This is a genomic window from Pseudomonas sp. B1-22 (assembly GCF_050474425.1).
In the GTDB taxonomy this organism is placed as follows: domain Bacteria; phylum Pseudomonadota; class Gammaproteobacteria; order Pseudomonadales; family Pseudomonadaceae; genus Pseudomonas.
This window is the reverse complement of the sequence record NZ_JBCHVH010000001.1, coordinates 1,041,224-1,059,392: the sequence shown is the minus strand read 5'-3', so window position 1 is coordinate 1,059,392 and position 18,169 is coordinate 1,041,224. Positions and strand designations below refer to the sequence as shown.

The following is an 18,169-nucleotide window of genomic DNA, read 5'->3' as shown; positions in this document are numbered from 1 at the left end:
ATTCCGGTGAAGCGGACGGCCCCTCTCGGGGCCGTCGTGTAGTACGGGGCCGTCGTGTGAATTGACGTATCAGACGTCCAGCAGCAGGCGAGCCGGATCTTCCAGCAGGTCCTTCATGGTGACCAGGAAGCTGACCGCTTCCTTGCCGTCGATCATCCGGTGATCGTAGGACAGCGCCAGGTACATCATCGGCAGGATCACCACTTGACCGTTAACGGCCATCGGGCGTTCCTGGATCTTGTGCATGCCGAGGATGGCGGTCTGCGGCGGGTTGACGATCGGAGTCGACAGCAGGGAACCGAATACGCCACCGTTGGAAATGGTGAAAGTACCACCGGTCATGTCTTCGATGGACAGCTTGCCGTCTTTGGCTTTCTTGCCGAAGGTGGCGATGCCGTTCTCGATCTCGGCCAGGCTCATGAACTCGGCGTTACGCAGTACCGGAACGACCAGACCGCGGTCGCTGGAAACTGCCACACCGATGTCCTGGTAGCCGTGGTAGACGATGTCGTTGCCGTCGATGGAAGCGTTGACGCCCGGGAAGCGCTTCAGGGCTTCGGTGGCGGCCTTGACGAAGAAGGACATGAAGCCCAGGCGCACGCCATTGTGCTTCTTCTCGAACAGGTCCTTGTACTTGTTGCGCAGGTCCATGATCGGCTTCATGTTGACTTCGTTGAAGGTAGTCAGCATGGCCATGGAGGACTGGGCTTCGACCAGACGCTCGGCAACCTTGGCGCGCAGGCGAGTCATCGGCACGCGCTTCTCGACGCGATCGCCAGCGGCGAAGACCGGAGCGGCAGCGGCAGCCGGGGCAGCAGCCTTGGCGGCCGGAGCGGCAGCCGGGGCGCTCTTCTTGGCTTCAACGGCAGCGACAACGTCTTCCTTGGTGACGCGACCGCCTTTGCCGGTGCCGGCCAGGCTGTTCGGGTCGATGCCGTTTTCTTCGGCGAGCTTGCGGGCGGCCGGCGACAGGATGTTGTCGTCAGCGGCAGCAGCCGGGGCAGCGGCGGCCGGGGCGGCAGCCGGAGCGGCGGCGGCAGCAGGAGCGGCAGCGGCGGCACCGCCTTCGCTCAGCTTGCCCAGCAGTTCGTTGGAAAGAACGGTGTCGCCCTCGCCCTTGACGATCTCGGCCAGGACGCCATCCGCCTCGGCGAGCACTTCGATCACGACCTTGTCGGTCTCGATGTCGACGATCAGTTCGTCACGCTTGACGGCTTCACCGACCTTCTTGTGCCAGGTTGCAACGGTGCCGTCGGCAACCGATTCCGGGAAGGTTGGGGCTTTGATTTCGATAGCCATTATGTGTGTTTCCTTAAATTCGGTATCAACTGCGCGTTGGCGTTAAACGGTGAAGGCGTCCTGCAGCAGTTTTTCCTGCTGCTCGGCGTGCATCGAAGCGTAGCCGCAAGCCGGAGCTGCCGAGCCTTCGCGGCCCGCGTATTCCAGGTTGAGACCTTTCTTGTGCGCGGCGATGACGCGACGCATGTGGTGCTGCGAGCAGTACCAGGCGCCCTGGTTCATCGGCTCTTCCTGGCACCAGACGATGTGCTTGAGGTTCTTGTACTGCGACAGCACCTCGGCCAGATCGTCTTCCGGGAACGGATACAGCTGCTCCAGACGCACGATCGCGATGTCCTCGCGGCCTTCCGCACGGCGCTTCTCCAGCAGGTCGTAGTACACCTTGCCACTGCACAGCACGATGCGTTCGACCTTCTTCGGATCCAGGTTGTCGATCTCGTTGATCACGGTCTGGAACGAGCCGTTGGCCAGATCTTCCAGGGTCGAGATGGCCAGCTTGTGACGCAGCAGCGACTTCGGAGTCATCACGATCAGCGGCTTGCGCAGCGGACGGATCACCTGGCGGCGCAGCATGTGGTAGACCTGGGCCGGAGTGGTCGGCACGCAGACCTGGATGTTCTGCTCGGCGCACAGTTGCAGGTAACGCTCCAGACGCGCGGAGGAGTGCTCCGGACCCTGGCCTTCGTAACCGTGCGGCAGCAGCATGGTCAGGCCGCAGAGGCGCTGCCACTTGGTCTCGCCGCTGGTGATGAACTGGTCGATCACGACCTGCGCACCGTTGGCGAAGTCACCGAACTGGGCTTCCCAGATCACCAGCGCATTCGGCATGGTGGTGGCGTAGCCGTATTCGAAGGCCAGTACGGCTTCTTCCGAGAGGTAGGAGTCGTACAGGCTGACGCGCGGCTGGCCATCGAACAGGTGGGCCAGCGGGATGTAGACCGAGTCGTCCTTCTGGTTGTGCAGCGCCGCGTGGCGGTGCGAGAAGGTGCCGCGGCCGACGTCCTGACCGGTCATGCGTACCGGGTGACCTTCGAACAGCAGGGTGGCGTAGGCCAGGTTCTCGGCGAAGCCCCAGTTGATCGGCATGCCACCGGCAGCCATCTTCGCGCGGTCTTCGTAGATCTTCTGTACCTGACGTTGCATGACGAAGCCGTCCGGGGTCTCCAGCAGCTTGGCAGACAGGTCCTGCAGGGTCTTCAGGTCGAAGCGGGTGTCGTGACGCGCGGTCCAGGCATGGCCCACGTAGGGACGCCAGTCGACGAAGAGCTCCTTGTTGGGCTCCTTCACCAGGCTCTTCACCACGTGCTGGCCGTTGTCGAGAGCGTCGCGATATTCGTCGACCTTCTCCTGGGCCTGCTCGGCAGTCTGCACGCCGGCTGCGATCAGCGCGTCGGCATACAGGTCGCGGGTGGTGCGCTGCTTGGCGATCTGCTGGTACATCAGCGGCTGGGTGCCGCTCGGCTCGTCGGCCTCGTTGTGGCCGCGACGGCGGTAGCAGACCAGGTCGATGACCACGTCACGCTTGAACTGCATGCGGTAGTCGACGGCCAGCTGGGTCACGAACAGGACCGCTTCCGGATCGTCGCCGTTCACATGGAAGATCGGCGCCTGGATCATCTTCGCCACGTCGGTCGCGTACTCGGTGGAACGAGCATCGTCCTGACGGCTGGTGGTGAAGCCGACCTGGTTGTTGATCACGATGTGGATGGTGCCGCCCGTCTTGTAAGCACGGGTCTGCGACATCTGGAAGGTCTCCATGACCACGCCCTGCCCCGCGAAGGCGGCATCGCCGTGGATGGAGATCGGCACGACCTTGTCGCCGCTGCCGTCTTTGCGACGGTCCTGGCGGGCGCGTACCGAGCCCTCGACCACCGGGGAAACGATTTCCAGGTGCGAGGGGTTGAACGCCAGGGCCAGGTGGACTTCGCCGCCGGTGGTCATGACGTTGGAGGAGAAGCCCTGGTGGTACTTCACGTCACCCGAGCCCAGCTCGACCAGTTTCTTGCCTTCGAACTCGTCGAAGAGGTCGCGCGGGTTCTTGCCCAGGGTGTTGACCAGGACGTTCAGACGGCCACGGTGGGCCATGCCGATGACGATTTCCTTGACGCCGTAGGAGCCGGAGCGCTGGATGATCTCGTCGACCATCGGGATCAGGCTCTCGCCGCCTTCCAGGCCGAAACGCTTGGTGCCCGGGTACTTGGTGCCCAGGTACTTTTCTAGGCCTTCGGCAGCGGTCAGGCGCTCGAGCAGGTGGGAACGGGCGTCGGCGGAGTACGCCGGACGGCCGCGCACGCTTTCCAGGCGCTGGGCGAACCAGTGGCGCTGCTCGGAATCGACGATGTGCATGAACTCGGCGCCGATGGTGCTGCAGTAGGTCTGCTTCAGGGCGTCGAGAATTTCGCGAAGGGTAGCCTCTTCCTTGCCGATGTAGAGCTCACCGGTACGGAAGGTGGTGTCGAGGTCTGCAGCAGTAAGCCCGTAATGTTCGAGCGACAGATCGGAGGGAGCGGTACGCACCCAGAGACCCAGCGGATCGAGCGACGCAGCCTGATGTCCACGCAGACGGTATGCCAGGATCAGACGCAGGACTTCAACCTGCTTCTTCTCGTGCTCGGTGCTTACGCTGCCAGCGGAAACAGGCGCGGCGCGGCGCTGGTTCTTGGCCAGGAGTACGAAATGATCACGGATAGAGGAATGCGAGACGTCGGGAGCGGGATTGCCGTCGGCGGGGAGCTTCTGGAAGTACGTGCGCCACTCTTCTGGCACAGCGTTCGGGTCGTGCAGGTAGAGCTCGTAGAGCTCTTCGACGTAGGCAGCGTTACCACCGGATAGATGGGCACTGTTCCACATCCGCTGCATTACGCTTTCGTGCATGCTTGGTCACCCTCGGTAAGGGGACTCCACCTGAGAAATCCTTTGGCTTGAAGTCATACACAGCGACTTCTAGCCACCGATTCCCGCAGATAGTCCGGGTACCAGCCCGGATGCCCCTGCTGGTCATATATACGTTTTCAAGTCAGGACCCCCGCTTTGTGGGCTTGGGTCCGCAGTACTGCACCGCCGGATTGTCCCGGCGGTGCAGGTGTCGCTCTTGCAATGACTCGTGGCCTGGGCCGCGAATCAGGTGCCGCTTTGCAGCAGCATGTTACGTACGTGGCCGATTGCCTTGGTCGGGTTCAGACCCTTCGGGCAGACGTTCACGCAGTTCATGATCCCGCGGCAGCGGAATACGCTGAACGGGTCATCCAGCGAAGCCAGACGCTCTTCGGTCTTGGTGTCGCGGCTGTCGGCCAGGAAACGGTAGGCCTGCAGCAGCGCAGCGGGACCGAGGAACTTGTCGGGGTTCCACCAGAACGACGGGCAGGAGGTCGAGCAGCAGGCGCACAGGATGCACTCGTACAGACCGTCCAGCTTCTCGCGTTGTTCCGGAGTCTGCAGACGCTCGATGGCCGGGGCCGGAGTATCGTTCTGCAGGAACGGCTTCACCTTCTCGTATTGCTTGTAGAAGATGCTCATATCGACGACGAGGTCACGGATCACCGGCAGACCCGGCAGCGGACGCAGCACCAGCTTGCCGCCTTTCAGGCCGGCGGCCGACAGCGGAGTGATGCAGGCCAGGCCGTTCTTGCCGTTGATGTTCATGCCGTCGGAACCGCAGACGCCTTCACGGCAGGAGCGACGGTAGGAGAAGCCCTCGTCCTGTTCCTTGATCAGCGCCAGCACGTCCAGGACCATCACGTCCTTGCCGTCGGTATCGACCTGGAAGTCCTGCATGTAGGGCGCAGCGTCCTTCTCAGGGTTGTAGCGGTAAACACTCACTTGCAACATGGCGGGCACCCTTAGTAAGTACGAACCTTGGGTTCGAATGCCGGAACAGTCTTCGGCGCGAAGTTGACGGAACGCTTGGCAACGCGCTTCTCACCCGGGAAGTACAGGGTGTGGCACAGCCAGTTCTCGTCGTCGCGCTCCTCGAAGTCTTCGCGGGCGTGGGCGCCGCGGGACTCTTTGCGATGCTCGGCGGCAATCGCGGTGGCTTCGGCCACTTCGAGGAGGTTCTGCAGTTCCAGCGCTTCGATACGCGCGGTGTTGAAAGCCTGGCTCTTGTCGTTGATCTTGACGTTCGCGATACGCTCGCGCAGTTCAGCCAGTTGAGCGATGCCCTTCTGCATGTATTCGCCGGTACGGAATACACCGAAGTAGTTCTGCATGCAGGATTGCAGCTCGCGCTTGAGCGGGGCGACTTCTTCGCCGCTGGTGCGCTCGTTCACGCCGTTCAGACGCTTGTACGAGGCTTCCAGGTCGCTCTCGGAGGCGCCGCGGTGCTCGATGCCCTCTTTCAGGGCCTTTTCCAGGTGCAGACCGGTTGCGCGGCCGAAGACCACCAGGTCGAGCAGCGAGTTGCCGCCCAGGCGGTTGGCGCCGTGTACCGATACGCAAGCCACTTCACCGACCGCGAACAGACCTTCGACGATCTGGTCGTTGCCGTTGGCGTCCATGGTCAGGGCCTGGCCATGGATGTTGGTGGCAACGCCGCCCATCATGTAGTGGCAGGTCGGGATGACCGGGATCGGAGCGACAACCGGGTCGACGTGGGCGAAGGTCTTGGACAGTTCGCAGATGCCGGGCAGGCGGCTGTGCAGAACTTCCTCGCCGAGGTGGTCGAGCTTCAGCAGTACGTGGTCCTTGTTCGGGCCCACGCCGTTGCCGGCGATCACTTCCTTGACCATGGAACGGGCAACCACGTCGCGGCCGGCCAGGTCCTTGGCGTTCGGAGCGTAACGCTCCATGAAGCGCTCGCCATGGGCGTTGATCAGGTAACCACCCTCACCACGGCAGCCTTCGGTGACCAGTACACCGGCGCCGGCGATGCCGGTCGGGTGGAACTGCCACATTTCGATGTCCTGCACCGGTACGCCAGCGCGCAGGGCCATGCCCACGCCGTCGCCGGTGTTGATCAGGGCGTTGGTGGTGGAGGCGTAGATACGGCCGGCACCGCCAGTGGCCAGTACCACGGCCTTGGAGCGGATGTAGACGGTTTCGCCGGTCTCGATGCAGATGGCGATGATACCGACGACGTGACCGTCCTGGTTCTTCACCAGATCGACCGCGTACCACTCATTAAGGAAGGAAGTACCGTTCTTCAGGTTGGCCTGATAGAGGGTGTGCAGCAGCGCGTGACCGGTACGGTCGGCCGCGGCGCAGGTACGGGCAGCCTGGCCGCCCTTGCCGAAGTCCTTGGACTGGCCTCCGAACGGACGCTGGTAGATGCGGCCCTGCTCGGTACGGGAGAACGGCAGACCCATGTGTTCCAGCTCGAACACGGCTTCCGGGCCGACGGAGCACATGTATTCGATAGCGTCCTGGTCACCGATGTAGTCGGAACCCTTGACGGTATCGTACATGTGCCAGCGCCAATCGTCGTTCGGGTCGGCCGAAGCGATGGCGCAGGTGATGCCGCCCTGGGCGGATACGGTGTGCGAACGGGTCGGGAAGACCTTGGTCACCACGGCAGTCTTGTGGCCGCCCTGGGCCAGTTGCAGCGCGGCACGCATGCCGGCGCCGCCGCCACCAACGATGATGGCGTCGAAAGAAAGAGTACGGTTGCTAGCCATGGATCAGTTACCCCAGAGAATCTGCACACCCCAGACGAAGAATGCGAACATGGCCATGCCGCATACTGCCTGGACGAGGAAACGCACGACGGTCGCGGCTTTGCCGAGAGCCATCGGAGTCAGGTAGTCGGTAGTGATGGTCCACATGCCGACCCATGCGTGCACGCTCAGGGCAACCAGCGTCAACAGGCTGAAGATCTTCATCAGGCTGTGGGAGAACAGACCGTGCCACTCCGCGTACGAGATGCCCGGATGCGAGATCAGGTAACCCAGCAGGAACAGAACATAAGCCGCGAGAACGACCGCGGAAACGCGTTGAGCCATCCAGTCATAGAGGCCGGAACGCGAGAAGTTAGTGACGTTAGTTACCATACCCAGACCCCCGCCAGAACGATCAGCACCACAGCGATGGCGATGACGATTTTCGAACCACGCTTACCGCCTTCCAGCGTTTCACCGACACCCGCGTCCATGACGAGGTGACGAACACCGGCTACCAGGTGGTACAGCAGCGCAGACAGCAGGCCCCAGATCACCAACTTGGCCAACGGGCTGGCCAGACACGCCTTCACCTGCTCGAAGCTTTCTTCCGATGCGAGGGACTTGTCGAGTGCGAACAGCAGCACGGCAATGCCCACGAACAGGATGACGCCAGAGATGCGGTGGAGAATGGACGTGTAAGCGGTGACAGGGAGTTTGATGGTCCTTAGGTCTAGGTTTACAGGTCGTTTGCTATTCACGGCTTTTTTCACACTGAGAGCCCTTTAGGAGCAGGGCTAGTTGTCGGGAGGTGCACTTGTCAGGTACCCATCACCTTCGGGAGTGACAACCACCAATCAAGCAAGGCCGGAAGGCCCTTGGCGGCTGGTCGCCGAGTATAGACAGTTAGGCCCCTAATGACAACGGAAAGACCTTCACCTAAGGACTAATTGCCGCACCCCCCTAAAAGGCGTAAACAGGCAATTTTTTTCGTCAAAACAGAGGCTTGGAGGAGCCGAACGAGGCCGATTGTGCAGATTGACATTCGGATTTATCTCTCTATAGTGGTGCGGGCCCTGCGTGGGGGGTCGTACAGATGATTTCAAGCATAAATAGGAGGCCTACATGGCTGACAAAAAAGCGCAGTTGATCATCGAGGGCGCAGCCCCCGTCGAACTGCCTGTCCTCTCCGGCACGCTGGGTCCCGACGTTGTCGATGTTCGCGGCCTGACCTCCACCGGCCACTTCACTTTCGACCCCGGCTTCATGTCCACCGCCTCCTGCGAGTCGAAGATCACCTTCATCGATGGTGATAAAGGTGTCCTGCTGCACCGTGGCTACCCCATCGAGCAGCTCGCCGAGAACTCCGACTACCTGGAAACCTGCTACCTGCTGCTCAAGGGCGAACTGCCCACTGCCGAGCAGAAGGAACAATTCGTCGGCACCATCAAGAACCACACCATGGTTCATGAGCAGCTGAAGACCTTCTTCAACGGCTTCCGCCGTGATGCGCACCCGATGGCCGTGATGTGCGGCGTGATCGGTGCCCTCTCCGCCTTCTATCACGACTCCCTGGACATCAATAATCCGAAGCACCGGGAAGTCTCGGCGCATCGTCTGATCGCCAAGATGCCGACCATTGCCGCCATGGTGTACAAGTACTCCAAGGGCGAGCCGATGATGTATCCGCGCAACGACCTGAACTATGCAGAAAACTTCCTGCACATGATGTTCAACACCCCGTGCGAGACCAAGCCGATCAGCCCCGTGCTGGCCAAGGCCATGGACCGCATCTTCATCCTGCACGCCGACCACGAGCAGAACGCCTCCACCTCCACCGTGCGCCTGGCGGGCTCCTCGGGTGCCAACCCGTTCGCCTGTATCGCCTCGGGCATCGCCGCACTCTGGGGCCCAGCCCACGGCGGTGCGAACGAAGCCGTACTGCGCATGCTGGACGAGATCGGCGACGTCTCGAACATCGAGAAGTTCGTGGCCAAGGCCAAGGACAAGAACGATCCGTTCAAGCTGATGGGCTTCGGCCACCGCGTGTACAAGAACTTCGACCCGCGCGCCAAGGTCATGAAGCAGACCTGCGACGAGGTTCTCCAGGAGCTGGGCATCAACGACCCGCAGCTGGAACTGGCCATGAAGCTGGAAGAAATCGCCCGCCACGACCCCTACTTCGTGGAGCGCAACCTCTATCCGAACGTGGACTTCTACTCCGGCATCATCCTGAAGGCCATCGGCATTCCGACCAGCATGTTCACCGTGATCTTCGCCCTGGCACGTACCGTGGGCTGGATCTCCCACTGGCAGGAAATGCTCTCCGGCCCGTACAAGATCGGCCGTCCGCGCCAGCTGTACACCGGCAGCGCGCAGCGCGACTTCGTGTCCCTCAAGGACCGCAAGTAAGCGCCACGGCGTCAAGAAAAGGCCGCCTTCGGGCGGCTTTTTTATTGCCTTGGCGGGAATGCCTCCTGTAGGAGCGAGCTTGCTCGCGAACAGGGCTCCCGGCGACACCAGCGTCAAGCGGTTCGCGAGCAAGCTCGCTCCTACGAAGAGCCGACCGACATGCTCCTACCGGAAAAGAAAAAGCCGCCCAAGGGCGGCTTTTTCGTCTGGGCAGACAGCGCTTACTTCTTCTCGGCGGCGCTGCGCAGGCCCTTCAGGGTGTTCATCGGCGCATCCACCACGAAGCTGTTGGCCAGCCAGGACGGAATGCTGCCGCCCGGCTCGGTCTGCACCTGGTAGGTCACTTCGGTCACACCGGCGCCCTTGGGCACCAGTTTCCATTCGCCGACCAGCTTCGGCACGCGAATTTCGCCCTTCTCTTCCGGAATGTAGGTCGGCTCGGCCTTCAGGTGACGGATCATGCCGCCATCGGCGGTCTTCTCGCTGGTCACATGGATCACCACGTCGCGGCCGGTCACGGGCCACGGCATGTCGATCTTCGAGTAGGTCCAGGAATCGTTGCCTTCGCTCTTGAGCAGACGCATCTCGCCGCAGGCGTGGATCCACTTGCAGGAACCCTTGGCGTCTTCCTGCAGGGCATTGATGGTCGCCACGTCGGCCTTGATGTCGACGACGCCACGGTAGGCCTTGTACTTGGAACCCGGCACGCTGCTCAGGTAGACCTTGACGCCGTCCTCGTCCTTCGCCAGCTGCCAGTCTTCCGCCATCGCGGTCCCGGTCAGCCCCATCACGGCAGTGGCCAGCAGGGTCATACGCAGTACACCACGCATCGTCTTACCTCTCTTTATTCTTGGTTTGTCGGGCACGGGCGCCCTTCGCAATCCGCGGTCTTGAGCGGAACGGGGCTCAGTATGGCCTCTAAAATCGTGACCTCCAAGTCACTCAGGCCGCGGTGATCCGCTCCCACTCGGTGAGGATATGCAAAGCCTCTTCGTCGCTCTGGCCACAGGCCTCGGCATCGGCCTCGAATGCAGCGCAGACGGCCGGTCGCCGCGCATCGCCGAACAGCTTGCAGAGGTTGCGCTCGTCCAATTGCACACAACGCACGCCCGCCGGCTTGCCGTCGGGCATTCCGGGAATGGGCGAGGAAATCGACGGCGCGATGCAACAGGCGCCACAGCCGATACGGCATTGCATGGGAGGGCTCTCGCTAGGGCGGGGAGGCAGGTAGAAACCGGGCGCCGAGGATATAGCCCGCCGCCCCTCTCGCCAAGCCGGCCGGATCAGTGGATGCACCGCCAACGGCCAGCCCTTTCTGTCTCATCCCGCATCCATTAGGCTTCGCACATCCTTCAGATGGAGCTCCTCGCCATGCCGGTCTGGCTGCAAACCGCCTTTCTCCTGGTGCTTTCCAACCTGTTCATGACCTTCGCCTGGTACGGCCACCTGAAGACCCTCAACACCAAGCCCTGGATAGTCGCGGCGCTGGTCAGCTGGGGGATCGCGCTGTTCGAATACCAGACCTACATCCAAGCCTCTCATCGATGGACATAGAATTTTTCTGCCAGATCAATGAGGTAGAGATATTCCACCTGTCCATTAAATCTCGCGGATCGATGGACAACTCCAGCCCCTTTTGTCCATTTTTATGACTACATGCGAACTCCGTAGCCCTCTGTCCAGACAAACAGCCATGCAGAGCACCTCACTGCCATAGACCTCTTTGTCGAAGCAGCGAGGTCGCCGTGAGTGGAGCGTATTTTCCGACGGATGATTCAGGTAATGCTGCACCCAAATTCAAGGCCGGACTACCTGTTCACAAGCTCGCGCTCTGCAGATCGACTGGGGCATTATCACGTTTCGCCGCTAGCGGCCTCCCCCTCGCGCGGTCCGACAGGGAACTGAAGCGTCATCTGTTTCCACCTGCACCAGTGACGCTCAATGAGCAGTAGCCACAACCCGACCGGATCTCGACAACGGCTCGATCACGCCCCAGCATCTTTCGATAGATCGTTTCTCAATTTGGCTAATGGATCTTGGATATGCGGTTCGGGGTGCTGGAGAAGCACAGCTCTAGAGACCAAGTAAGCACATCAACTCCCAGGGCAACACCCGCCCAATGCTCGGTGATCTCCCTTTCATGTGCTGACATGGATGCGCGAAGAAGGACCAGATACCACTGCGCCGGCCAATATCGTACCGAGCCCTCGATGAAGAAGGTCAGCCGCGACGATCTGCGCCGCTCGTTAGCATATGCAAACACTAGAAGTTCAACGGGAAGGACTTATATTCATGGTCCGTTAAGAACTGGGCGCTACATAAGGCCGTGCCACGCTGGAAGATGATGGTCTCACGAGATCACACTTTGGAAGACAGCAAATCCAACAGCCCTATACGCCGGAAACGCGCAGCATCTGAACTGAGTTAGACGCTGCCCCCACCGTCTGTTCTCCCTCCCATGACTGGTAACTGAGTCACCGCATGCCTGTATTCAATGCCAACTTGCTCGTCTGGACTGTGTCTGCCATCGCTACCGGGTGCGTTATCTGGCGCCCGTGGCGTGTGCCCGAATATGTGTGGGCCGTGGGAGCTGCATTAATCCTTACGGTGTTCGGACTGATACCGGTGCACATCGCACTCAAAGCTATCGTCGAAGGCAGTGATGTTTATCTGTTCCTGATTGGCATGATGGTGCTGGCGGAACAGGCCAGGCAGGAGGGACTCTTCGACTGGCTGGCAAGGTATGCAGTCCGCCATGCCAAAGGCTCCGGGCAGCGCCTGTTCGACCTAGTATTCCTGGTCGGCATCCTGGTCACAATTTTCTTGTCGAACGACGCCACCGCGGTCGTACTGACTCCGGCCGTATATGCGGCCTGCAAGGCCGCCAAGGCTGAGCCCCTGCCCTACCTGTTCATTTGCGCTTTCATCGCCAATGCCGCCAGCTTCGCGCTGCCCATCTCGAACCCGGCGAACCTGGTGGTATTTGGTAGCCAGATGCCGCCGTTGTCGGAGTGGCTCAGTCACTTCACCCTGCCCTCGCTGGCGGCGATTGGGCTGACGTATTGGGTATTACGCCTGGCGCAACGTAAACAGCTCCAACAACCCCTGTCGGTCACGCTTGAAATGCAACACCTGTCCCCAGGCGCTCGCCTGTGCGCGTTCGGTATCGTGATGACAGGCGCCGTGTTGCTGGTAGCCTCCGCGCTCAACCTGCAACTGGGTCTGCCCACGTTCTGTGCCGGGGCAGCCACTACAGGGCTGATTCATCTGCGACAACGACGCAGCCCGCTGCCTGTGCTGCGGCACGTAGCCTGGAGTGTCATCCCATTGGTCGCGGGATTGTTCGTATTGGTGGAGGCTGTTGCGCAAACAGGTCTGATCGAAACGATGGCGCACGCTTTGGCTTCGGTAGCGCGCCACTCGACAACTGGCGCAAGCTTGGCAGCGGGCATGATTACCGCCATCGCCAGCAATCTGATGAACAACCTCCCGGCGGGCCTGATTGCGGGATCCTTGGGCAAGGTCGTCGAGTTACCCGGACAAACGACTGCGGCCTTGCTCATCGGTGTTGATCTGGGACCGAATCTCTCCATCACCGGATCATTGGCGACCTTGCTATGGCTCGTGGCGATTCGCCGAGAGGGCGAGCATGTGAGCGCTCTGCGCTTCCTAAGCCTCGGAGCGTTGGTGATGCCGCCCGCGCTGGCTGGATCGCTATTAATGTTGACGGTATGAAGAGCAACTCGCCGACAGCGCAGAAGTCAGCATGGTGAATATGAAAAAGGCCCGCATCTGCGGGCCTTTTTTGTTGCGGACTGCGATCAGTGACCGCTGCGCAGCATTTCCTTGGGCACGTACTTGCCAATCTCGAACTTGCCGATGGCTGCGCGGTGCACCTCGTCCGGACCGTCGGCCAGGCGCAGGGTGCGCTGCATCGCATAGAAGCTCGCCAGCGGCGTGTCGTTGGAGACGCCGGCGCCGCCGTGCATTTGGATGGCACGGTCGATCACCTGCAGGGCGACGTTGGGCGCCACCACCTTGATCTGGGCGATCTCGCTCTGGGCGATCTTGTTGCCGGCGGTGTCCATCATGTACGCGGCATTGAGGGTCAGCAGGCGGGCCTGGTTGATCTCGATGCGCGAGTTGGCGATGTGGTCGACGTTGCCGCCCAGGCGCGCCAGCGGCTGGCCGAAGGCGGTGCGGCTGACGGAGCGTTTGCACATCAGTTCCAGCGCGCGTTCGGCCATGCCGATGGAGCGCATGCAGTGATGGATGCGGCCCGGGCCGAGGCGGCCCTGGGCGATCTCGAAGCCGCGGCCTTCACCCAGCAGCACGTTCTCGTAGGGCACGCGGACGTTCTCGAAAAACACTTCGGCGTGGCCGTGCGGGGCGTCGTCGTAGCCGAATACCGGCAGCGGGCGGAGGATCTTCACGCCGGGGGCGTCGGTGGGCACCAGGATCATCGAGTGCTGCTGGTGGCGCGGCGCGTCCGGGTTGGTCAGGCCCATGAAGATCATGATCTTGCAGCGCGGATCGCAGGCACCGGAGGTCCACCACTTGCGACCGTTGATGACCCACTCGTCGCCGTCGCGTACCGCGTTGGCCTGCATGTTGGTGGCATCGGACGAGGCCACCCCCGGTTCGGTCATGGCGAAGGCGGAGCGGATCTCGCCGCGCAGCAGCGGTTCCAGCCAGGTGCGCTTGTGCTCTTCGCTGCCGTAACGCACCAGCACTTCCATGTTGCCGGTGTCCGGCGCGGAGCAGTTGAACGGCTCGGAGCCGATCAGCGAGCGGCCCATGATCTCGGCCAGCGGGGCGTATTCCATATTGGTCAGGCCGGCGCCCAGTTCGGACTCGGGCAGGAACAGGTTCCACAGGCCTTCGGCCTTCGCCTTGGCCTTGAGCTCTTCCATGATGGGCGTGGGCTGCCAGCGATCACCCTGGGCCACTTGCTCATCGAACACCTTCTCGGCGGGATAGACGTAGGCTTCCATGAACGCGGTGACGCGCTCACGCAGGTCCTGAACCTTGGCGGAATAAGCGAAATCCATGGGTGGCTACCTTCTGGCGGCGGGCTGTTTGTCGATAAAATACTATAACAGCCGTCATAATTTACACAGCCTATTATCTAAATCGATAACCATTCATAACAGATATGGACCTGAGCATAGGTTCGGGTATGATCGACCCCAGAACAACTACAAGCGGAGCCCTGGGATGAACCTCAATAAGGTCGATCTGAACCTGTTCATTGTCTTCGATGCGATCTACACCGAAGCCAACCTGACGCGCGCCGGGCAGATCGTCGGCATCACCCAACCCGCCGTCTCCAACGCCCTCGCCCGCCTGCGCGAAACATTCAACGACCCGCTGTTCATGCGTACTGCGCAGGGCATGGTGCCCACGCCGATGGCACAGAACATCATCGGGCAGGTGCGCAACGCACTGCAGCTGCTGCGCGTCTCAGTGCAGGAAAGCCACACCTTTACCCCCTCCCAGGCGAACAAGACCTACCGCATCAGCATGGCCGACCTCACCGAGGCCATCATCCTGCCGCCGCTGTTCCAGCGCCTACGCCGTCAGGCGCCAAACGTGTGCGTTGAGAGTTTCCTCTCCAAGCGCCGCGAAACCACCAAGGAATTGGCCGCCGGTCGCCTGGACTTTGCCGTGGACGCGCCGCTGAACACCGATCCGCAGGTACGCCACGTCAAGCTGCTGGAGGGCCGTTACGTCTGCGCCATGCGCCAGGGCCACCCACTGGCCAAGGACAAGCTGACGCTGGAGGAATACCTGTCGGTGTCGCATATCCAGATTTCCAGCCGCCGCAGCGGCCTGGGGTACGTCGACCTCTCGCTGGGCAAGGTCGGCCGGCAACGCAAGATCGCCCTGCGCTCGCAGCACTACCTGATGGCTTACACCATGGTGCAGCAGACCGACATGATGGTGACCGTGCCCGAGCGCTTCGCCCGCCACCACGGACTGCACTTCGTCGACCTGCCGATAAGCGACGTGCCCAAGCTGGAAACCCACCTGTACTGGCACGAAAGCACCGACGAGGACCCGGCCAACCGCTGGATGCGCGAACAAATCATCGAGTTGTGCCAACAGATAGTGGCGCGCGAGTCAGCTGAAAGAGCCTGACGGTCTGTTCCTCGTAAGTACGAGCTTGCTCATCAATAGCTGCGCACCTCGCGCCGGATAGATATTCCGCTGCAGCTTTCCCAGCAGGCTGGCACCATTCCTGGCCCGAACCTGTTCGGCGACCATTCACCGCCATCAATACCTGACTCATCACGTAGATGATGAACACAGCCAACTCCCACCCACGGTGATAGGGTGCCGAACATCAGTGCACACGTTTGCACTACCGCCGGAACTGCTACATGACGCGTACCACGACTTCACCGGATTGCCCCGCCCAACGCCCGCCCCTCCCGGCCGGACGCACGACGGCCAAGCATCTCGCCGAACGCCTCGGGGTGGCCACCTCCACCATTACCCGCGCCTTCGACAAGGACTCTCGCATCTCCGATGCGCTTCGCGAGCGAATCCTCGGCCTGGCCCAGGAGGTGGGCTATACGCCCAACGCGCTCGCGCGTTCGCTGAACCGCCGCAAGACCGGCATCATCGCGCTGGTCATGGGTGGCATGAGCAATCCCTTCTACCCTGCGCTACTGGAGGCCCTGTCCCTGAAACTGCGGCAAACCGGCCGCCAGTTGCTGCTGTTCGTGGTCCCGCCGGGCGGTGACGCCGACGCGTTGACCCCACAACTGCTGCAGTACCAGGTCGATGGCATCGTGGTGACCGCGGCCAGACTTTCTTCGCACATGTCGACACTCTGTGGTCACCAGGGCGTGCCGGTGGTGTTCGTGAACCGGCGTGTCGAGGCTGCGAACGTCTGGTCGGTGTGCTGCGACAACCAGCGCATGGGCATGGCGGTGGCCGAATATCTGATGACCCGGAATCGGCGCGCCTGCGCCTTCGTTTCCGGCGACCCGGGCATCTCCACCACCAGTGACCGGCTGCGCGGCTTCGAGGAGGGCCTGGCCCTGCATGGCCTACGCCTCGTCGCTTGCGCTCCGGGCGGCTATACGTTCGACGGCGGGCGCGAGGCGGCGGCTCATCTGTTTGCCGCTGGCCAGCCTGCTGTGGACGCTGTGTTCTGTGCCAACGACCTGATGGCCCTCGGCGTGCTGAGCTACCTGCGCCTGAATACCTCCCTGCGTGTTCCCGAGGACGTCGCCGTAGTCGGCTTCGACGACATCGACGATGCCGCCCGCCCGGAGAACGACCTGACCACGGTACATCAGCCAGTGGCGGAGATGGTCGATTGCGCCATCCGCCTGCTGGACGAAGGTCCTCCGAACGGCAGCCTCGACGAAGCCTTGCGCGAAGTGTCGGGATGGCTCGTGCCGCGATCATCCGCCTGACGACGCACGACCGCCGCGGATAAATCACAACGACAGGAAGCGACCGTGAGCGACAGCACACTCAGTGCTGATGCTCGGCGGTGCCCCACTGTACCCGCTGTTCTCGTTGTTCCACTGCACCGCCGCCCCGTGCGGCCAACCCAGGAAGCCTCCATGATCCAGCAGCTGAAGAAAGGCCAGTCGGCCCAAGTCAAAGCCAGCAACCAGGCACAGGTACGCGCAACCGTCGAAGGCATCCTCGCCGATGTCGAACAACGCGGCGACGACGCCGTGCGCGAATACTCCAAGAAGTTCGACCAATGGGCGCCGGAGACCTTCCGCCTGTCCCAGGAGCAGATCGATGCCTGCGTCGCCAGCCTGTCGCCGCGGACCCTCGAGGACATCCGCTTCGCCCAGGCGCAGATCCGCCGCTTCGCGCAAATCCAGAAGGACTCGCTGCACGACGTCGAGGTCGAGACTCTTCCGGGCGTGGTGCTCGGCCATCGCAACATTCCGGTCAACTCGGTCGGCTGCTACATCCCCGGCGGCAAGTATCCGCTGATCGCCAGCGCGCACATGAGCGTGCTCACCGCCAAGGTGGCCGGCGTCAAGCGTGTGATCGCCGCCGCGCCGCCCTTCGAGGGCAAGCCCTGCGCCGAAATCGTCGCCGCCATGCACCTGGCCGGTGCCGATGAAATCTACTGCCTCGGCGGCGTCCAGGCGGTGGCGGCAATGGCCATCGGCACCCAGAGCATCGAGGCCGTGGACATGCTTGTCGGCCCCGGCAACGCCTATGTGGCCGAAGCCAAGCGCCAGCTGTTCGGCCGCGTCGGCATCGACCTGTTCGCCGGCCCCACCGAGACCCTGGTGATCTGCGACGACACCGTCGATGCGGAACTCGTGGCGGTCGACCTGTTGGGCCAAGCCGAGCACGGCCCCACCTCGCCGGCCTACTGCGTCACCACCAGCAAGAAGATCGCCGAGGAACTGCCCGCCGCCATCGAGCTGGTGCTGTCGCGCCTGGACACCGCGCCCGTGGCTAGCGTCGCCTGGCGAGACTTCGGCGAAATCTACCTGTGCGACACCGACGAGGAAGCGCTGGAAGTTGCCGAACGCCTGTGCTCCGAGCACGTGCAGGTGATGACCCGCGACCCGGACTGGTACCACGCCCGCATGACCCGCTACGGCGCCCTGTTCCTCGGCCACCGTACCAACGTCAGCTACGGCGACAAGGTGATCGGCACCAACCACACCCTGCCGACCATGGGCGCCGGCCGCTACACCGGCGGGCTGTGGGTCGGCAAGTTCATCAAGACCCACACCTACCAGCGCGTGCTGACCGACGCGGCGAGCGTGATGGTCGGTGAGTACTGCTCGCGCCTGTGCGGCTACGAGCACATGTCCGGTCACAAGGAGCAGGCGGACATCCGCGTGCGCCGCCTGAAGCAGGAGGCCTGA

Annotated in this window: 14 protein-coding genes and 1 pseudogene; 6 read left to right on the top strand and 9 right to left on the bottom strand. The window is 62.2% G+C overall.

What is annotated here, in order from left to right:
- Positions 1-69: 69 nt before the first annotated feature.
- From odhB to sdhC, 6 genes are all read right to left on the bottom strand, one after another.
- The gene (gene odhB, locus ACQ5BL_RS04940; protein WP_207883048.1) at positions 70-1,299 is read right to left on the bottom strand and encodes a 2-oxoglutarate dehydrogenase complex dihydrolipoyllysine-residue succinyltransferase; all 1,230 of its coding nucleotides are present in this window, start codon (positions 1,297-1,299) and stop codon (positions 70-72) included.
- Positions 1,300-1,341: 42 nt separating this feature from the next.
- Positions 1,342-4,173, bottom strand: coding sequence for a 2-oxoglutarate dehydrogenase E1 component (locus ACQ5BL_RS04935; RefSeq protein ID WP_207883046.1), 2,832 nt, complete (start codon positions 4,171-4,173; stop codon positions 1,342-1,344).
- 246 nt (positions 4,174-4,419) lie between these two features.
- Entirely contained in the window at positions 4,420-5,127 is a 708-nt protein-coding gene (locus ACQ5BL_RS04930; RefSeq protein ID WP_207883044.1) for a succinate dehydrogenase iron-sulfur subunit, read from the bottom strand.
- A gap of 11 nt (positions 5,128-5,138) precedes the next feature.
- Positions 5,139-6,911 (bottom strand): succinate dehydrogenase flavoprotein subunit, encoded by a 1,773-nt coding sequence (sdhA, locus tag ACQ5BL_RS04925; RefSeq protein WP_207883042.1) that lies wholly within the window; start codon positions 6,909-6,911, stop codon positions 5,139-5,141.
- 3 nt (positions 6,912-6,914) lie between these two features.
- Positions 6,915-7,283, bottom strand: coding sequence for a succinate dehydrogenase, hydrophobic membrane anchor protein (gene sdhD, locus ACQ5BL_RS04920; RefSeq protein ID WP_207883040.1), 369 nt, complete (start codon positions 7,281-7,283; stop codon positions 6,915-6,917).
- On the bottom strand, positions 7,277-7,663 hold the full coding sequence (sdhC, locus tag ACQ5BL_RS04915; protein WP_207883038.1) for a succinate dehydrogenase, cytochrome b556 subunit: 387 nt from the start codon (positions 7,661-7,663) through the stop codon (positions 7,277-7,279). The genes sdhD and sdhC overlap by 7 nt, the downstream gene beginning before the upstream one ends.
- 352 nt (positions 7,664-8,015) lie before the next feature.
- Here sdhC and gltA point away from each other — a divergent pair, with 352 nt between their 5' ends.
- Positions 8,016-9,302, top strand: coding sequence for a citrate synthase (gene gltA / locus ACQ5BL_RS04910; RefSeq protein ID WP_207883036.1), 1,287 nt, complete (start codon positions 8,016-8,018; stop codon positions 9,300-9,302).
- Between the two features lie 221 nt (positions 9,303-9,523).
- Here the strand turns inward: gltA and ACQ5BL_RS04905 are convergent, their stop codons facing one another.
- Both ACQ5BL_RS04905 and ACQ5BL_RS04900 read right to left on the bottom strand, forming a co-directional pair.
- Positions 9,524-10,132 (bottom strand): START domain-containing protein, encoded by a 609-nt coding sequence (locus ACQ5BL_RS04905; RefSeq protein WP_207883034.1) that lies wholly within the window; start codon positions 10,130-10,132, stop codon positions 9,524-9,526.
- 112 nt (positions 10,133-10,244) lie between these two features.
- Positions 10,245-10,499, bottom strand: coding sequence for a YkgJ family cysteine cluster protein (locus tag ACQ5BL_RS04900; RefSeq protein ID WP_207883032.1), 255 nt, complete (start codon positions 10,497-10,499; stop codon positions 10,245-10,247).
- 174 nt (positions 10,500-10,673) lie between these two features.
- Between ACQ5BL_RS04900 and ACQ5BL_RS04895 the strand changes: the two are divergent.
- Both ACQ5BL_RS04895 and ACQ5BL_RS04890 read left to right on the top strand, forming a co-directional pair.
- Positions 10,674-10,841: pseudogene (locus ACQ5BL_RS04895) on the top strand (DMT family protein); the annotation flags it as partial.
- A gap of 942 nt (positions 10,842-11,783) precedes the next feature.
- Entirely contained in the window at positions 11,784-13,037 is a 1,254-nt protein-coding gene (locus ACQ5BL_RS04890; protein WP_430292850.1) for an arsenic transporter, read from the top strand.
- 86 nt (positions 13,038-13,123) lie between these two features.
- Here ACQ5BL_RS04890 and ACQ5BL_RS04885 read toward each other — a convergent pair whose 3' ends face one another.
- Complete coding sequence (locus ACQ5BL_RS04885; RefSeq protein WP_430292849.1) at positions 13,124-14,353, bottom strand: acyl-CoA dehydrogenase; 1,230 nt, start codon at positions 14,351-14,353, stop codon at positions 13,124-13,126.
- A 166-nt stretch (positions 14,354-14,519) separates the two neighbouring features.
- Between ACQ5BL_RS04885 and ACQ5BL_RS04880 the strand changes: the two genes are divergently transcribed.
- The 3 genes from ACQ5BL_RS04880 (at position 14,520) to hisD (ending at position 18,169) form a co-directional block, all read left to right on the top strand.
- On the top strand, positions 14,520-15,443 hold the full coding sequence (locus tag ACQ5BL_RS04880) for a LysR family transcriptional regulator (RefSeq protein WP_430292848.1): 924 nt from the start codon (positions 14,520-14,522) through the stop codon (positions 15,441-15,443).
- A gap of 242 nt (positions 15,444-15,685) precedes the next feature.
- The gene (locus ACQ5BL_RS04875) at positions 15,686-16,732 is read left to right on the top strand and encodes a LacI family DNA-binding transcriptional regulator (protein WP_430292847.1); all 1,047 of its coding nucleotides are present in this window, start codon (positions 15,686-15,688) and stop codon (positions 16,730-16,732) included.
- A gap of 153 nt (positions 16,733-16,885) precedes the next feature.
- Entirely contained in the window at positions 16,886-18,169 is a 1,284-nt protein-coding gene (hisD, locus tag ACQ5BL_RS04870; protein WP_430292846.1) for a histidinol dehydrogenase, read from the top strand.